The sequence below is a fragment of the Paenibacillus sp. CF384 genome, from assembly GCF_900106745.1.
Taxonomy (GTDB): domain Bacteria; phylum Bacillota; class Bacilli; order Paenibacillales; family Paenibacillaceae; genus Paenibacillus_Z.
Genome location: NZ_FNNV01000026.1, coordinates 1 through 17,124, shown reverse-complemented (window position 1 = coordinate 17,124; position 17,124 = coordinate 1). Strand labels below are relative to the sequence as shown.

Below are 17,124 nucleotides of genomic sequence, written 5' to 3'. Positions count from 1 at the left end.
GACTCCCCTAGTCGCGATGTTCCGCAAGTCCCGGGAATGTCATTCTCATTTTTTCTTTAATGCCGCATATTTCATCAATGCGCTTGGCGCATTTGCTAACCGTTGCTATCGACGTCCCATACCGCTGCGATACCTCGTGGTAGGAAATTTCTCTCCGGTGCATTTTGGCCGTCAAATACTCAAGCGCAGCAGCCCAGCCTTCCACTTTGCCAAGCTTCGGCACATTGGGATATATCCGCGAAAGAAACTCAATCCATAGCGTCAGCAAATCATGCTGCTGAACGAGGTCATAATGCTTGTTCATCCGCTGCAATGCCGCTTCAAGCACCGACTGCCATTTATCCTCCCAAATCGGAAGTCTCGAGGGCATCCGGCTATGTTCGATAACCGTTTCTTTGCCTTCAAGCACCGCTTTAAGCGATTCATGCACGCCGATGGAACGAAGCACGAAGATGGCAATTCGTTTCAAGTAGTCGTCTTCCTGCGGCTCTACGATAAAATCACGCAGCGCATCCTTCACTTCATTATCGGCAATCATACCGAGAGCTTGGATAACCTGCAGCTTCGTGTGTCTGTCGCCATGACGCAGCGCCCAGAAGAACGAAGAACGAACAAGCGGATCCCGCTTCATATGATCAGGCAGTGCTTCGGTCGATTTCTCCCACAGCTTGAACTGCTCTTCGAAGGGCAGGTGATAATGGTAGCTCGTAGGCGCCGCATTCAAACCCTTCTCCATAAGCGAAAGCTGCTCCAGATAGTAGCCCGGCACATGCGACTCGCTGTCCAGCTTACTGACCTGATGCCACAGCTTCTTAGCCTCTTCGTAACGCCCCATATTGCAAGCCGCAACGGCCGCATAGTGGTAGAGACACGGATCAGACTTCAGCGCATTGTCCTTAAGCAGACGAATGAAGTGACGGTACGCCTCGCCGTGTTCCCCTAGAATACCCATTGTTGTAGCTAGCTTAAACACATGCTCCTGATGGAATGGCACGGTTTTGCAAAGCAGCTCCACTAACGGTTTCAGCTGTTCCTGATCACCTTCATGCTGATGGAAGATTGCCAGGTTGCACAGCGCATGCAAATTGCCCGGTTCAATGTCCAGCACCTGATGAATCGTGACCATCGCTTTGTCGAAAATACCCATATAGTAGTAGGCTAACGCTAGATTGTTGCGAGCCGCAAGAAATTCGCCGTTCTTCTCGACAATACTCTCCAGCAATCGCACCGCTTCAACAAACTTGCCTTCTTCAAGCATGGACCTTGCACGGTCATGTTCGAAGAATCCTTCGCGCGCCTTAATATAAGCCAGCTTCATCGGACGCTCCAGCTCAAAGTGGAGCAGCTCCATCATTTCTTCCGCTTCATCGAGAAATTGCCCTTCGGGATCTTCCTCCAGGTATTTCACGAGCGAATCCTCGGCGGCTTCGTAATTCTCCATGTTGGCGAAATTGTTCGCCATATAGAAATGGCATTCCGTCATCTCCGGATCGAGCTCGTTCACGATCGACGACAAGATTCGATTCGATTCCTCGTAATTGCCCATTTCTGACAAAATGCCGGCCATATTGCAATGATTCACCGGATTATCCGGTTCATACTCGGCCGCGCGGCGGAAATACTTCAGTGCCTTGTCATAATGATAACGATCCATCGACCGAACCGCTCGCTCGAAGAAGAAGGTTGCGTCCCATTGTATCGGAATGACTTTCGTGCTGTGGCTGGCTACCGCAATTTTCTTTTCTTTCATAACAAAAGGCACCTCCCCGGTACATCAAATATTCTACGATTATACCATAGCGCGGCCTATCCATACACGAAAGAATATGTGGGAAATCGCGGGCATTCGCCCGCGATTTCGGAGTTTAGCCTAACGTACAGGCCGTATATTGCCTAGATTCCGGCATTTTTGAAGAGCGTGCTGATGGAGCCGCCTTCAATGATAATGCGCGTCGTTTCGGCTAAGATTGGCGCTACAGACAATACGGTAAAGCGGTCGGAACACTTCTCCGGCAGCGCAATAGAGTCCGTTACTACGACTTCTTTAATATTCGGATGGTCTAATCGCTGCACTGCAGGGCCGGAGAAGAGCGGGTGCGTTGCGCACACGTACACATCTTCAGCGCCGCGTTCTTTGAGACCTTCCACAACATTGACGATTGTCGTGCCCGTATCAATCAAGTCCTCGATAATTATTGGAGTCTGGCCTTCTACATCACCGATAACATGCGTTATGACGGATTCATTGTGTGCCGGACGTTTCTTAATCATAATCGCGAACGGTGCATCCAGATAGTTAGCCAGCTTCTCGGCAGTCGAGGCACGGCCCGCATCCGGAGATACTACAATCGGATTCTTAATGTTCTTCGATTTCAAGTAATCACTGATTAGATCTAGGCCAGTCAGATGATCCACTGGGATATTGAAGAAGCCCTGGATCGCCGGTGCGTGCAGATCAATCGTAATCACGCGGTTTGCACCAACGGTCGTCAGTACGTCCGCAAGCATTTTAGCCGAGATCGGTTCACGCGGAGCCGCTTTGCGCTCTTGGCGTGCGTAACCATAGTACGGCACGATGATGTTGACGGTACGCGCGGAAGCACGCTTCGCCGCATCGATCATGACGAGCAATTCGACAAAATGATCATTGATCGGATGTGAGAACGACTGCACAAGGAATACATCACAGTTACGGATGGTTTCCTCGTAGTGAACATAAATTTCACCGCTTTTGAAACGAGACACTTTGATTTTTCCGAGCTCCATACCTAGATTCTCGCAGATCCGTTCCGCAAGTTTGGGATTCGAGGACCCCGAGAAAATACGCAGCTTGTCGCTAAACAACATAATACCCTCCTGAGCGATTAGACCACTTTTTATTTACATGCATCAAAAACACCGCTTGATTCGACACCATTCATTATACATGGAATTCGTAATATTTCAAAAAACGATCAAATGCGCAAAAAGACCCATTATCCGCAACAATTGCACGTTCTCGGCATCTTTCAACAGCTAGCGCGGTTTGTCCCGATTTATGAACGTTTTATGGCAAAACGGCGTAGAACCGAGCTCTGACAATCAGGCTCGGTTCCTTATACAGCCGCGTAAGCACTTACTTCGGTTGTTTGGATTTGTTGTGACGACGACCAAGCTCAGCCATGACCTCGTCCAAGGACAAGCCGCGCTCGCGAAGCAGCACCATCAAATGGAAGATTAGATCGCTCGTTTCACAGCGCAGCTCATCATTGTCTTTGTTCTTAGCTGCAATAATGACTTCTGCCGACTCTTCGCCGACCTTCTTCAAGATCTTGTCGACGCCCTTCTCGAACAGATACGTTGTATACGCACCTTCCGGACGTTCTGTGTAACGCTGTGCGATTATGGCTTCGAGCTGATTCAGCATCGCGAATCGGTCGCTTGTCAGCGTTGTCGCATGCTCGTCAACACCTTGAATGCCCGTCACTTCATTCGTGAAGCAGCTGTACGAGCCTGTGTGACAAGCCGGTCCGGTCTGCTCGACGCGAAGCAGCAGGGTGTCGCCATCGCAATCGTAATGCATGGAGACGATTCGCTGCGTATGGCCGCTTGTCGCTCCTTTGTTCCACAATTCGCCGCGCGAACGGCTCCAGAACCATGTCTCGCCCGTCGCGATCGAACGACCAAGCGACTCCTCATTCATATAAGCCATCATAAGAACTTCTTTGCTATTGGCATCCTGCACGATTGCCGGGACGAGGCCGGCCTCATTCCATTTGATCGCTGCAGCAGCTGTCTCTAATCCTTGTCCAGTACTCACCTGATCTCGACTCCTTTCAGCCGCAAGTCATCCTTCACATCGCGGATCGTCAATTCTTTATAATGAAAAATCGTTGCTGCAAGACCCGCATCCGCATGACCCTGCTGAAATACATCGTAGAAATGCTCTACCTTGCCAGCACCGCCGGAAGCGATAACCGGAATACCGATGGACTGCGATACCGCTTGAGTCAACTTAATATCAAAGCCGTCCTTCGTACCGTCCGCATCCATGCTTGTAAGCAAAATCTCACCCGCTCCAAGCGATTCCACTTCCTTCACCCAAGCAAGCGCCTTAATACCTGTCGCTGTACGACCGCCGTGCGTATATACTTCCCATTCGCCCCAAGCCGGATTGAACTTGGCATCGATCGCAACCACGATACACTGGGAACCGAACTTCCGAGCCCCGTCCTTCACAAGCGACGGGTTCTTCACCGCTGCCGTATTGATGCCAATCTTGTCGGCTCCGGCGCGAAGCAGACGCTTCATATCATCGACGTGAGAAATGCCGCCGCCTACCGTAAAAGGTATCGTGATTTCGCCGGCTGTTCGTTTGACGACCTCGATCATCGTCGCTCTGCCTTCAACCGAAGCGGAGATATCAAGGAAAACAAGCTCGTCCGCGCCTTCCTTGTCGTAAATGGCCGCAAGCTCAACAGGATCGCCTGCATCGCGCAAGTTGACAAAGTTGACTCCTTTTACAACTCGGCCGTCCTTCACGTCCAGACATGGAATAATTCGTTTGGCCAGCATCCGAATGCCGCCTCCCTTCTAGCTTGAGATATAGTAGACCACTCCTACCTAGCGAGTAGTTTCACGTGAATCTGTCGTCAATGCGAGAAAATTCCGCAGCAGGCTCATGCCGAGCTCGCCGCTTTTCTCCGGATGGAACTGCATGCCGTACACATTGCCTCTGCCGACAATCGCGGTAACCGGACCGTTATAGTCCGTAATCGCAAGCAGATCATCGCTGCGCTGCGGCTTGGCATGGAAGGAATGCACGAAGTAGACATGTCCTTCCTCCAGCCCTTTAAACAGCGGACTCCCCTGCTTAAACGTCAGCTTGTTCCAGCCCATATGCGGCACCTTGAAGTCTCCGCGGAAGCGGATGACGCTGCCGGGCAGCAGCCCCAAGCCCTGATGCTGTCCGTACTCCTCGCTCTCGCTGAACAGCAGCTGCATGCCAAGGCAAATGCCAAGCAGCGGCTTGCCGGATGCGGCGTAGAAGCGTGTCACTTCTTCAAGGCCGGTATTCTGCAAGTTCTGCATCGCATCGCCGAAGGCGCCAACACCCGGCAGAATCGCACCGTCCGCCTCCATGATCTCCTGAGCATCAGCGGTGATCACCGCTTCATACCCAAGTCGCTCCACAGCCTTGCTTACGCTGTGAAGATTGCCCATGCCGTAATCGATGATCGCGATCATCCTACAGCACTCCTTTCGTCGAAGGCACTCCTTGCACGCGCGGGTCAATGGTAGTCGCTTCATCCAGCGCACGGCCAAGCGCTTTGAACACCGCCTCGATCATATGATGCGTATTCACGCCGTAATGCACGATAACATGCAGGTTCATGCGCGCTTCGAGCGCCAGCTTCCACAGAAACTCGTGAACCAGCTCCACTTGGAAGCTGCCCACTTGCTGGGACGGATACTGCGCGCGATATTCGAAAGCCGGACGGTTGCTCAGATCAATGACCACCTGTGCCAGCGCATCGTCCATGGGTACGAACACGGAAGCATAACGTTTAATGCCGCGTTTATCGCCCACAGCTTCACGAAGTGTTTGACCCAGGCAAATACCGATGTCTTCAACCGTGTGATGATCGTCGATATCTACGTCGCCGCGCGCTTCCACAGTGAGGTCGAATAAACCGTGCTTCGTGAATAGATCGAGCATGTGGTTCAGGAAAGGAACGTCGGTATCGATCTTGGAGATCCCTGTTCCGTCCACTCCAAAAGCCAGCTTAATGTCCGTTTCATTCGTCTTACGCGCAACTTCGGCCGCGCGGATTGCGAGATTCTCTGCCATGTAACATCCATCCTTCTTTCCACTCTACCCTATATTTTTGAAGATTGCTGCCCGAACGGCGGCTGCGTGCCGCTAAGCGTTACGCTCCCGCTCCAAGCGAATTTCGATCGCCCTGGCATGCGCTTCAAGCCCTTCATGGCGGGCAAGTGTCATAATGTTATCGCCGTTCGCAAGCAAAGCATCCTTGCTATAGTAAATCAAGCTCGACTTCTTCACGAAGTCATCCACATTCACAGGAGACGAGAAGCGAGCCGTACCGTTCGTTGGCAAAATATGATTCGGACCGGCATAATAATCGCCGACCGGCTCCGAGCTGTACGGTCCGACGAAGATCGCGCCGGCGTTCTCGATTCGGCCGAGCAGCGCCATCGGTTCTGCCGTCATAATTTCCAAATGCTCCGGCGCCATGCGATTCACCGCATCGATCGCCTCGGTCATCGTTTCGGCGATCAGAATCGCGCCATAACCCTCAATGGACTGTCTCGCCGTGCCTTCGCGCGGAAGCAGCGCCAGCTGACGCTCAACCTCGATCGCGACATCATCGCCAAGCGATTCCGATGTCGTCACGAGAATCGCGGACGCCATCTCATCGTGCTCCGCTTGCGACAGCAAATCCGCGGCCACGTAAGCCGGGTCAGCCGTCTCGTCCGCCAATACAACGATCTCGCTCGGACCTGCGATGCTGTCAATCGCGACAACCCCATAAACCGAGCGTTTTGCGAGGGCTACGTAGATGTTGCCCGGTCCGCAGATCTTATCCACCGGCGGAATCGTCGCTGTGCCATAAGCCAGAGCCGCTACCGCCTGCGCACCGCCAACGCGGTACATTTCCTTCACGCCCGCTTCAGCAGCCGCTACAAGAATATAAGGATCGATTCCGGTTTTGCCGCCAGTAGAAGGCGGTGTCACCATTACGATTTCCGGAACACCCGCAACCTGTGCCGGAATGACATTCATCAGCACCGAAGACGGATAAGCCGCTTTCCCGCCTGGCACATAGACCCCTACACGCTTAAGCGGTCTAAGCATTTGTCCAAGCATTGTACCGTCCGGCTGTACATCCACCCAAGATTGGCGCATCTGCTTCTCATGGAATTTCCGGATGTTCGCCGCCGCTTCGCGAATCGCGGTTAGAAAACCAGCGTCTACGTGGTCATAAGCGGCTTGTATCTCGCTCTCTGTGACGCGCAGCTGCGACTCATCCAGCTTTACGCGGTCATGCTGCTCGGTATATCGCAGCAAGGCCGCGTCTCCTTCGGCACGTACCGCTTCAACGATTTGACGTACCGATTCATTTTGTTCCGGTGAGCCGTAGTCCACCTTACGTGTTAATCCAAACTGCTCCGCACGCAGCTTCCGCATAACGCCACCCGCTCCTTTCACTTCTTCCGCCGCGTAAACTTGTATACGCTTATCCGCGACGGCCTTCTCTCGCTATCTATACGCCCGCTTTAGCCGCAATCGCAGTCTGCAGCTTGTCGCATAGGCTCTGAATCGCATCGTTCTTCATCCGGTAGCTGACACGGTTGGCAATCAACCGGCTCGTAATCCCGAAGATCGTCTCCATCTCTACAAGTCCGTTCTCGCGAAGCGTTTGCCCCGTCTCTACCATATCGACAATACGATCAGCAAGCCCAATAAGCGGCGCCAGCTCAATCGAGCCATTCAGCTTAATGACTTCCACCTGCTGCCCCAACTCGCGAAAATATTGCGAAGCCACATTCGGATACTTCGTTGCCACACGAGGTTGAATGACCGGCTTCCAATCCGGCAGTCCGATGACGGACATGCGGCATTTGGCGATACCCAGATCAAGCAGCTCATAGACGTCTTTATTTTCTTCCATTAGTACATCTTTGCCTACGATGCCGATATCCGCAACGCCATACTCGACATAGGTCGGTACATCGACGGGTTTCGCCATGATGAACGACATGCCTAGCTCCGGCAGTTCGATAATAAGCTTGCGTGTATCGTCAAAATCACTGGGGATAGGCACGCCTGCTTCCCGAAACAGATTGGATGCCACTTTATAGATACGTCCCTTTGGCATCGCGACCTTGAGCAGTTCGCGTCCCGATATGTCGCCGGTGTATAAACCGTTGCTCATCATGCTCATCTAGAAGTCCCTCCCTGTACGCCGCCGAAGAACGTCAACACCTTCGTAAACGTGACGCCTTTGTAGATTACCTGTCCGTCGACTGAATCCGATGCAGCAAGCACAGCCTGCTGGGCTTCAGCCCCGTCCATTTTCTCCGTTACCACTACGATAGCATCGCCACAACTCGCACCACCGCTGATTGCATCCGCTTCTTCACGAAGCTGACGTGCCTTATTAAGCGCTGCCGCACGGCCTGCAGTGTCATAACCAATCAACACGCGCTCCGTTCTCGCCTCACTCGCATCATCCCCGATAAGCTCCAGAATTCGCGTAGTCTTAAGCGCAAACCCTGTTGCAGGTGCAGGACGACCAAACTGCTTCAATAAGTTATCATAGCGTCCGCCGCTTGCTACCGGGAATCCGAGATCCGCCGCATAACCTTCGAACGTCATGCCGGTATAGTACTTAAAATCGCCAATCATCGTCAAATCAATCAAGACATGCTCGCACACGCCATACGCCTCAAGCACATCCCACATCTCGCAAAGATGCTGAATCGAAGCCTGCGCCGTCTGATCAAGGCTAAGGGCCAGCGCTTGGCTGCAGATCTCTTGCCCGCCGCGCAGACGAGTAATCCCTTCCAGCTCGCTGCGCATCGCCTCAGGCAGTGTCAGCTTCCGCAACCCTTCACGGTAGCCTACATAATCCCGTCCAAGCAAATAGGCTTTCAGCTCTTCTTGAGCAGCAGACTGCCCAGGCAGTGCTTCCTCGAACAGCCCGTTCAAGAAGCCTACATGCCCGATCGCAATCTTGAACCGGCTCACTCCCGCCGCTTTAAGCGAGGCAATCGCAAGAGCAACCACTTCGGCATCCGCCTCAGGAGAAGCGTCTCCGACAAGCTCAACGCCGGTTTGGAAGAATTCCGCCTCGCGGCCTGCTTCCTCTTCAATCGCTCGGAACACATTGGAATGATAAGACAAACGCACAGGAAACTGCGCATCCTTCAATACGGAACTAACGACACGCGCAATAGGTGCCGTCATATCAGAACGTAACACCAGCGTCGTACCGCGATTGTTAAGCAGCTTGAATAGCTTCTGATCGGAGGTCGAACTTGCGACACCGACTGTATCGTAATACTCCATAGTAGGGGTCATGATTTGCTCATAGCCCCAAGAGCTCATGCAGGCAAGGACTTGATTCTCAATTTGTCTCAGCTTCGTTACGGCATGCGGCAAATAATCTTTCACGCCAATCGGCTTCTCAAATACCTTCGGTTTAGACATGATATTCTCACCTACAATGCTTTAGTTAGTTAACGTGTTACCATATTACCATACTGCCAAAATAAAGGATTAGTCGTAATAATAACACGCGTCTCCCTATCCGTCAATACATCAGCACATAACTATTCGCGCCTGCAGATATAGAAAAAACGGAGAGCATCGCTCTCCGTTTCTGACCCGCAAAGAGTGCCATTATGTAGCTTGTTCCGTCCCGCTGCGTATAACCGCAATCGGGTTGCCTCCGACGAAAGCTCCGGGCGGCACGTCCTTATGAACAACCGATCCGGCCGCGACGACAGCGCCATCCCCGATAACAACGCCGGGAAGGATCGTCGTGTTCGCTCCGATCATGACATTGGAACCGATTCGAACCTCGCCAAGCCGATATTCTTTAATCAGATACTCATGCGTCAATATCGTTGTGTTATAGCCGATGATGGAATTTTCCCCGATACTAATCTTCTCCGGGAAGAAGACGTCAACCATTACCATGAGTGCAAACGCGCAGTGGCGCCCTACCTTCATGCCAAGCACATGCCGATAAATCCAGTTCTTCACTGGCAGAGAAGGACAATAGCGCGCTATCTGGATGAAGATAAAATTCCGTACGGCCTTCCATCTGCTGACCGTTCGGTATACTTGCCATAGGGCATTCGGCCCTTCGACCGGATAACGCTCAACGTTTCTCAAGTAGGGCTCTACTCCAATCCCGCGAATGCATACAGCTCGCGCATATCATGGATTACATGACGCGCTCCGCTTTCCTTCAGCTTCGCTTCACCTTTCAGTGACCATGCCACTCCGACCGAGATCACCCCTGCCGATTCAGCAGCTTCGATGTCGACCACACTATCTCCAACCATCAATGTCGTCGCCGGATCTGCGCCTAATGCTTCTAAAGCTTTCAGAACCGGCTCCGGGTGCGGCTTCGGATGCTCGACATCTTCAATGGTCACGATAGCGCCTGGCTCCACGTAATCGTACAGGCCTACGTAACGCAAACCTCGTTCCGTCGTCAGACGCATTTTGGTCGTTACGATTCCGATCTTTATCCCGGCTTCATGCAGACGCGCGAACACTTCCACTACCTGCGGGAACGCCGATACATAATCGTCATGCATCTTAAGATTGATTTCTCGATATGCCGCAACAAGGTCCGTAACGTCTTCGCGACCTGAGAATAACTGCATTTGCATGGTAAGCGGCTGTCCCATGCTTGGAATAATATGCTCCCGATCAAACTCTGGAGGGACGATTCCTTGAAGGGAGTGCAAGAACGATTGAATGATCAGCTCGTTCGTGTCCATGATCGTACCGTCTAAGTCAAACAACATTGTTTTCACTACTGCTGCCATGCGATTATTGATTACTCCTTTAATGTCGATTCTCCGTGACCTGGACCGTCCGATTTCTTATCCGGCTCGGTGCGATCAACCTTCTTATCAGGTGCTGCACTTGCAGGCAGCCCTGTTTTGTAATTGATAATCGGATCGCTGTAACGAACATTTGCTTCACCTGTGGTACGACGTCCGATGATCATGGCGATTGCCGCAATAATCAGCAATACCGATACCAGCTGCGAAATCCGAATATTGCCTTCTGCAGGGTTCAAATACCCTTGATCGAAAACAATGTTCATTGGCGCCCATAGTGCATTCATAACGGAAGCCGCCCACGAAGCACCATGGAAAGCCAAGCTGTCTGTACGTAATGCTTCAATGAAGAAACGTCCGATAGAGTAACCGATGAAGTACGTCATCAGCAGCTCACCTGCACGCAGGAACGGACGACGACGAAGGACAAGCAAGACTACCAAGACAAGCAGGTTCCACAGTGATTCGTATAGGAAGGTTGGATGGTGGAATACACCTTCCACATTCATATTGGTTACGATCCAATTCGGTAGATGAAGCGTGTCGCGCAGGAAGCTCTCTTCAACAGGTCCGCCATAAGCTTCCTGATTGACGAAGTTCCCCCAACGACCGATCATCTGACCCGCGATAAGCGATGGCGCACAGATATCCGCAATTCTCCAGAAGCTGTAGCCTTTATACCGGAAATAAATAATACCGCATATGAACGCACCTATAAGCGCTCCGAATATCGCAATACCGCCATTCCAAATCTTAAAGAAATCGAGCAAATTGCCCTTATACTCGTCCCACTTGAACGCTACAAAATAGATCCGCGCGCCTAAGATGGCAGACGGAACACCAAGCAGCAGTAAATCCATGAAGAAATCCGGAGACAAACCGAATCGTTTTCCTTCGCGGACTGCAAGCAGCAATCCTACAAGCGCTGCCGTACCCAAGATAATACCGTACCAATGCACAGTAATCGGGCCCAGCGAAAATGCAATCGGATCTAAACGTAATCCATACATGCGTCAACGGCTCCTTCTCTCACCATAATCGATAGTCTGGCTACCTATTCATTGTATCAAGGACGATAATCAATCAAAATCATCCGAATCTTCAGCGATCGTCTCTGTCAATTTATTCGTAAACTGCAGCGCTGCATTATAGCCCATCCGTTTCAGCCTGAAGTTCATCGCAGCCACTTCGATAATAACCGCTAAATTTCGGCCCGGACGAACGGGGACCGTAACGATTGGCACGTCGGTGTCGATAATCCTCGTTGTTTCTTCATCTAAACCAAGCCGGTCATACTGCTTGTCCGCTTGCCAATTCTCAAGCTTGATGACCACACTGATTTTCTTCATGTTGCGAACTGCACCGGCGCCGAACAGCGTCATGACATTGATAATACCAAGGCCGCGAATTTCAAGTAAGTGGCGAATAAGTTCAGGTGCCGTACCATGCAATTGTCCATCTGAGGTCTGGCGAATTTCAACGGCATCATCCGCGACAAGGCGATGGCTTCGCTTGACCAGCTCAAGCGCCGTCTCACTCTTACCAATACCGCTGCCGCCCGTTATGAGCATACCCACTCCATAGACATCGACAAGTACACCATGAATGGTAGCAGAAGGTGCCAGTTTTCGTTCAAGGAAGTTCGTAATTCGGCTTAAAAAGATTGTCGTAGCCGCATTGCTGCGAAGTACCGGAATTTGCTTCAAGTTCGATTGCTCAAGCAGCTCAACCGGCGCCTCCATGCCACGGGTAATGATGAAACATGGCGTTTCATCATCGCATAATCGTTCCATGCGATCTGCACGTTCTTGCGTGCTCAGTGTATCCATGAAAGTAATTTCAGTTTTACCTAGAATTTGTACGCGTTCCTTCGGATAGTAGTCGAAATAACCTGCTACCTCAAGTCCGGGGCGCGATAAATCGTCTAACGTAATGCTGCGGCGGAGTCCGTCTTCTCCACTTAGGATTTCAAGCTGAAATTGACTTACCAGATCGGACACTTTCACTTTCTTAGCCACTATTTCGGCCTCCTCAAAATCGCAGCCAGCTACGAGTTGTTAGATTAATTAACCAGATATCGTTATCGTATCGGAAATAACAAATAAAAACAACCGCCCGATAATTCGGGCGGTTGTCAGGAAAGGCTCAGCGCCTTATCTTATACTTCAAATACGTTCAGTTCGCTCTCTTTGTCGAAGACATGAACTTTGTTCATATCAAGGGCAAGCTTCACGTTTGTACCTTCTTTAACACCGGAGCGGCCGTCAACACGAGCGATTACTGTGTCTTTGCCAAGACCGTTCAGGTACAAGAACATTTCGTGACCAAGGTTCTCAGCAACTTCAACGTGAGCGTTCACGATTGTTTGCGGGGAAGCCTCGTGGAATACAGGCTCTTCGTGAAGATCTTCTGGACGAATACCAAGAATGATCTCTTTGCCGATAAGGCCTTTGTCTTTCAATTGTTGTGCTTTGCCTTCTGGAACAAGAACATCGATGTTAGTCGATTTGAAACGAACGGAACCGCCTGCTTCAGCAAGTGTGCCTGTGATGAAGTTCATCGAAGGAGCGCCGATAAAGCCTGCTACGAAAATGTTAACCGGGTGGTTGTACAGCTCTTCCGGGGAAGCAGCTTGTTGAATGATACCGTCTTTCATAACGACGATACGGTCACCCATTGTCATTGCCTCGATTTGGTCATGCGTTACGTAGATAACAGTTGTTTCAAGACGTTTAGCCAGTTTGGAGATCTCCGCGCGCATTTGACCACGAAGTTTAGCATCCAAGTTAGAAAGCGGCTCATCCATCAAGAATACTTGTGGTTCACGAACAATTGCGCGGCCTAGGGCAACACGCTGACGTTGACCACCGGACAATGCTTTTGGTTTACGGTCAAGCAAATGCTCGATATCAAGAATTTTAGCAGCTTCACGAACGCGTTTGTCGATCTCTGCTTTTTTGAATTTACGAAGTTTAAGGCCGAAAGCCATGTTTTGGTATACGTTCATGTGTGGGTACAAAGCGTAGGATTGGAATACCATCGCGATGTCGCGGTCTTTAGGGGCAACGTCATTAACAAGACGCTCGCCGATGAACAGTTTACCCTCGGAGATTTCTTCCAGACCTGCGATCATCCGAAGTGTTGTGGATTTACCGCAACCCGATGGACCGACAAGAACCAAAAATTCTTTGTCTTTAATGTCGAGGTTGAAATCTTTTACGGAAGCGAGATCAGTTCCCGCATATTTTTTGTAAACGTGCTCTAAGCGTACACCAGCCATTGTATTTCCCCCTAAAAGAAATAGTGTAATTCAATAACCTTAGTGTATATCAGTGCTGTCCTAATGACTATGCACATACTTTACAAAAAAACTACGACCTTTTCGTCACTTTATACAATAGTAAAATAATTTTGACTAGTACAGCATCACGGAATTGCCGAACGTCGAGTTCCGTCTCTTGTTTAAGCTTATCAAGTCGGTACAGAAGTGTATTCCGGTGAATATACAGTTTCTTCGCCGTTTCACTCACATTGCAGTCCAGACTGAAGAACGTTTCCAGCGTAGTTAAGATCTCCGGGTCTAGAAAAGCATCTGTACGCTTCAGCGCTTGCTCTACGAATTTAAGACGATGAGTTTCAGGAATCGTGTTTAGCAGCCGCTCTAAGTGCAGCAGCCATGGCAAATGAATATTGGACCCGATATGAAACGTTCTTCCCAAATGCACTGTCTCACGCAGCAGCGCTGTCGTTCCAACCAGCGAATTAGCCGGGGAGATCGGCTGGGAGACGGCAAGATGGCATTCGCCCATCCATTCACTGGTCAGCATATCGTTTAAGCCGTTGACGATGGACGCTAAGCTTTCCTCGACTGATTCCTCTTCTTCGTCATCGCGTTCCTCGGATTGCGCTTCATGGATAAGCGAAACCGGTCCTAACACGAGCCACTCCTGTTCCTTAAGAGGAATGATAATGACCTCTTCCGCAAGGAATGTACGCAACAGCTTCTCCAATTCACTATAGCTGGATCGACCGGATTCAGCCTGTTCACAGACGAGCATGAAAGGAATCATGGACGAGAATAATCTTCCTCGTGCGATAAGCCGCTCCGGCAAGGAGTGCTTCGGCTCCGCGGAATCAAGCTGCTCATCAATCCAAGCACCGAGCTCGCGCGCGTAACGCTCAGATTCCGTTATGCCTTCGTAGTTCTTGGAACGTACAGCCAGCATTTCGGATAATGTCCAGCTAATAAGGCGCTGTTCCTTCTCGCTTAATTGGCTGCGCTCAATTTCAAGCAGGTCGACAGTATGCACATTCACATTCATGACAAACCAAACAGTACCTTCAGTACCGTTCACGTAATCGCCGATGGTAATCGTATTATTTTTAACTAATGATTGCTCTTCAGTGCTTGTACTTTCCTCGGCCAGCATTCTCCAATCTTGAATTGGCAATTGATGCTCTCGGACCGGGCAATCCAGAACAGCTTGCAATTGCGCCATCCATTTTGCTTCACTCATCGGCTTGCCCCTATCCTATCCACGCCTAAATGCGCTTTATTATATAAGGAAGTAACAATTGTAACCGTACTTCGCTTATCTTCTAGGGAAGAACGTATTTCACCACCACATGCAGGCGGCAAAAGCTGTTTCTTCTTGGGACATTGTACCATAGATTGGGATCTATTTCAGCTTAAGGCAAGCAGCAGAACGATCGATAACAAGGAGAACAGCGCCGCTACCAGGTAGATGAAGGAAACGGTTTGAATTTGAGTTAAGCCCCAGCGCATCAATACATGATGGGTATGCAGCTTGTCCGCCCGGTGAAGTCCCTTGCCCGAAAGCAGTCTGCGAAGCATAACGACTGCAGTATCCAGAATCGGCACTCCAAGCGCAAGAAGCGGCACTGCCACTGTGACCAGCGTAGCACTCTTGAAAGCACCATCCACCGCAGTTACAGCCAGGGCATAGCCGAGGAAGGCAGCACCGGCATCCCCCATGAAAATTCTGGCCGGATAGAAATTATAAATAAGAAACGCCAAACATGCCCCGACGAGAATAACGGCAAGCATCGCAGTAGACGGTTGGTGCTTCAACAGCGCGGCAATAAATAGCGTTAATGAAGAGAAGGTCGAAACCCCTGAAGCGAGACCATCTACGCCATCAATGAAATTAATCATATTGATCAGTGCAAATACCCAAATAATCGAACTTATGGTGCCGAGCCATGTCGGAAAATGGATCAATCCGTTCGGACTGGACAGCCCTTCGATTCGAATACCGAAGAATAGCGGCAGAACCGCCGCAGCCAAATAGATCAGCACGCGGGGCCATACCGGAAATTCCGCTCCGTTTGCCTTTGCCGCATCATCCGCTAAACCAATGACTACGAGCATCAGACCGCCAATACTGATAACCATACTTAGGGGAGTTGCTCCTTGAAATATGAACAAGGTAATCACAATACCTGCATACAGCGCAGCTCCGCCCATCAGCGGAATGGGGGTGCGATGAATTTTACGCGAAGAGGGTTTGTCTACAAATCCCATACGGATCGCATATTTCCTTAGTATCGGTACCAATACAGCAACAATGGCAAAACAAAGCAAGGCAGCTAACACGTATCTCATCTCTATATGACCCCCTGAACAGCCCTTTGTGTTCAGTTTACCCGCAGTAGGGTGAAATACTCTGACCTCTCATGTAATATTAGGCAGAAAACAACAAAAAAACCTGCAGGTCAACGACCTACAGGTGAATGGTTTATGAAATGGTGAGTCATGTAGGATTCGAACCTACGACACCCTGATTAAAAGTCAGGTGCTCTACCAACTGAGCTAATGACTCTTACTGTAAAGGAATGGTGGAGGGCGATGGATTCGAACCACCGAACCGTGAGGAAGAGATTTACAGTCTCCCGCGTTTGGCCACTTCGCTAGCCCTCCACAAGATAATGGTGGCTCGGGACGGAATCGAACCGCCGACACGAGGATTTTCAGTCCTCTGCTCTACCGACTGAGCTACCGAGCCTTACTGATTTAAATTAGTGGCGGAGCCGACGGGATTCGAACCCGCGGTCTCCTGCGTGACAGGCAGGCATGTTGGGCCACTACACCACGGCTCCGCATTTAAAAATTATGGTGGAGGCTGACGGGATCGAACCGCCGACCCTCTGCTTGTAAGGCAGATGCTCTCCCAGCTGAGCTAAGCCTCCATATAGGTGTGGTAGCGGCGAAGGGACTCGAACCCCCGACCCTCCGGGTATGAACCGAATGCTCTAGCCAGCTGAGCTACACCGCCACACAATTGCCTCATTGTACTGCTTGTCCATCACGACTGAGGCAGCCGTAATAACCAGGTCAACTTACGCCCTGAAAACTGGATACGAACCTTTGCGAAGGTCTTATTTAGCTGATGTTGTCCGAAGTTGAACATCCGAGCAGATGTTCGTAGGATAAGCCCTCGACCGATTAGTATTCGTCAGCTGCATGCATTGCTGCACTTCCACCTCGAACCTATCAACCTGGTCGTCTTCCAG

The 17,124-nt window shown here is 50.7% G+C and carries 16 protein-coding genes, 6 tRNA genes and 1 rRNA gene; all 23 read right to left on the bottom strand.

Features of this window, described 5'->3' with window-relative positions; genetic code table 11:
- Positions 1-7 precede the first annotated feature (7 nt).
- On the bottom strand, positions 8-1,750 hold the full coding sequence (locus BLW29_RS28505; protein WP_090986097.1) for a tetratricopeptide repeat protein: 1,743 nt from the start codon (positions 1,748-1,750) through the stop codon (positions 8-10).
- Between the two features lie 143 nt (positions 1,751-1,893).
- The gene (locus BLW29_RS28500) at positions 1,894-2,844 is read right to left on the bottom strand and encodes a ribose-phosphate diphosphokinase (RefSeq protein ID WP_090986172.1); all 951 of its coding nucleotides are present in this window, start codon (positions 2,842-2,844) and stop codon (positions 1,894-1,896) included.
- Positions 2,845-3,115: 271 nt separating this feature from the next.
- Positions 3,116-3,799, bottom strand: a complete 684-nt coding sequence (gene hisIE / locus BLW29_RS28495; protein ID WP_090986095.1) for a bifunctional phosphoribosyl-AMP cyclohydrolase/phosphoribosyl-ATP diphosphatase HisIE — start codon at positions 3,797-3,799, stop codon at positions 3,116-3,118.
- Positions 3,796-4,554, bottom strand: a complete 759-nt coding sequence (gene hisF / locus BLW29_RS28490) for an imidazole glycerol phosphate synthase subunit HisF (protein WP_090986093.1) — start codon at positions 4,552-4,554, stop codon at positions 3,796-3,798. The genes hisIE and hisF overlap by 4 nt, the downstream gene beginning before the upstream one ends.
- A 48-nt stretch (positions 4,555-4,602) precedes the next feature.
- Positions 4,603-5,226 (bottom strand): imidazole glycerol phosphate synthase subunit HisH, encoded by a 624-nt coding sequence (gene hisH, locus BLW29_RS28485; RefSeq protein WP_090986091.1) that lies wholly within the window; start codon positions 5,224-5,226, stop codon positions 4,603-4,605.
- Between the two features lies 1 nt (position 5,227).
- Positions 5,228-5,830 carry an imidazoleglycerol-phosphate dehydratase HisB gene (gene hisB, locus BLW29_RS28480; protein ID WP_090986089.1) on the bottom strand — a complete coding sequence of 201 codons (603 nt, stop codon included), beginning with the start codon at positions 5,828-5,830 and terminating at the stop codon, positions 5,228-5,230.
- 72 nt (positions 5,831-5,902) lie between these two features.
- Entirely contained in the window at positions 5,903-7,192 is a 1,290-nt protein-coding gene (hisD, locus tag BLW29_RS28475) for a histidinol dehydrogenase (protein WP_090986087.1), read from the bottom strand.
- A 76-nt stretch (positions 7,193-7,268) separates the two neighbouring features.
- Positions 7,269-7,949: an ATP phosphoribosyltransferase gene (gene hisG, locus BLW29_RS28470; protein WP_256209012.1), complete on the bottom strand. Its 681-nt coding sequence runs from the start codon at positions 7,947-7,949 to the stop codon at positions 7,269-7,271.
- Positions 7,946-9,217, bottom strand: a complete 1,272-nt coding sequence (locus BLW29_RS28465) for an ATP phosphoribosyltransferase regulatory subunit (RefSeq protein ID WP_090986085.1) — start codon at positions 9,215-9,217, stop codon at positions 7,946-7,948. Before BLW29_RS28465 ends, hisG begins: the two co-directional genes overlap by 4 nt.
- 192 nt (positions 9,218-9,409) lie before the next feature.
- On the bottom strand, positions 9,410-9,907 hold the full coding sequence (locus BLW29_RS28460; RefSeq protein ID WP_090986083.1) for an acyltransferase: 498 nt from the start codon (positions 9,905-9,907) through the stop codon (positions 9,410-9,412).
- A gap of 8 nt (positions 9,908-9,915) precedes the next feature.
- Entirely contained in the window at positions 9,916-10,572 is a 657-nt protein-coding gene (ppaX, locus tag BLW29_RS28455; RefSeq protein ID WP_090986081.1) for a pyrophosphatase PpaX, read from the bottom strand.
- A gap of 11 nt (positions 10,573-10,583) precedes the next feature.
- Positions 10,584-11,600, bottom strand: a complete 1,017-nt coding sequence (gene lgt / locus BLW29_RS28450) for a prolipoprotein diacylglyceryl transferase (protein ID WP_090986079.1) — start codon at positions 11,598-11,600, stop codon at positions 10,584-10,586.
- A 69-nt stretch (positions 11,601-11,669) separates the two neighbouring features.
- Complete coding sequence (gene hprK / locus BLW29_RS28445) at positions 11,670-12,608, bottom strand: HPr(Ser) kinase/phosphatase (protein ID WP_090986076.1); 939 nt, start codon at positions 12,606-12,608, stop codon at positions 11,670-11,672.
- A 140-nt stretch (positions 12,609-12,748) separates the two neighbouring features.
- Positions 12,749-13,870, bottom strand: coding sequence for an ABC transporter ATP-binding protein (locus BLW29_RS28440; protein WP_090986074.1), 1,122 nt, complete (start codon positions 13,868-13,870; stop codon positions 12,749-12,751).
- Between the two features lie 91 nt (positions 13,871-13,961).
- A complete protein-coding gene (locus BLW29_RS28435; RefSeq protein ID WP_090986072.1) occupies positions 13,962-15,107 on the bottom strand; it encodes a PucR family transcriptional regulator in 1,146 nt (381 codons plus the stop codon).
- Between the two features lie 167 nt (positions 15,108-15,274).
- Positions 15,275-16,216 carry an MraY family glycosyltransferase gene (locus BLW29_RS28430; RefSeq protein ID WP_090986070.1) on the bottom strand — a complete coding sequence of 314 codons (942 nt, stop codon included), beginning with the start codon at positions 16,214-16,216 and terminating at the stop codon, positions 15,275-15,277.
- Positions 16,217-16,357: 141 nt separating this feature from the next.
- Positions 16,358-16,433 (bottom strand) — tRNA-Lys (locus BLW29_RS28425).
- A 14-nt stretch (positions 16,434-16,447) separates the two neighbouring features.
- Positions 16,448-16,531, bottom strand: a tRNA-Tyr gene (locus BLW29_RS28420).
- Between the two features lie 9 nt (positions 16,532-16,540).
- Positions 16,541-16,616: transfer RNA gene (locus tag BLW29_RS28415), tRNA-Phe, on the bottom strand.
- A 17-nt stretch (positions 16,617-16,633) separates the two neighbouring features.
- Positions 16,634-16,710, bottom strand: a tRNA-Asp gene (locus BLW29_RS28410).
- A gap of 14 nt (positions 16,711-16,724) precedes the next feature.
- Positions 16,725-16,800, bottom strand: a tRNA-Val gene (locus tag BLW29_RS28405).
- A 9-nt stretch (positions 16,801-16,809) separates the two neighbouring features.
- Positions 16,810-16,886: transfer RNA gene (locus BLW29_RS28400), tRNA-Met, on the bottom strand.
- Between the two features lie 150 nt (positions 16,887-17,036).
- Positions 17,037-17,124, bottom strand: a 23S ribosomal RNA gene (locus tag BLW29_RS28395); the annotation flags it as partial.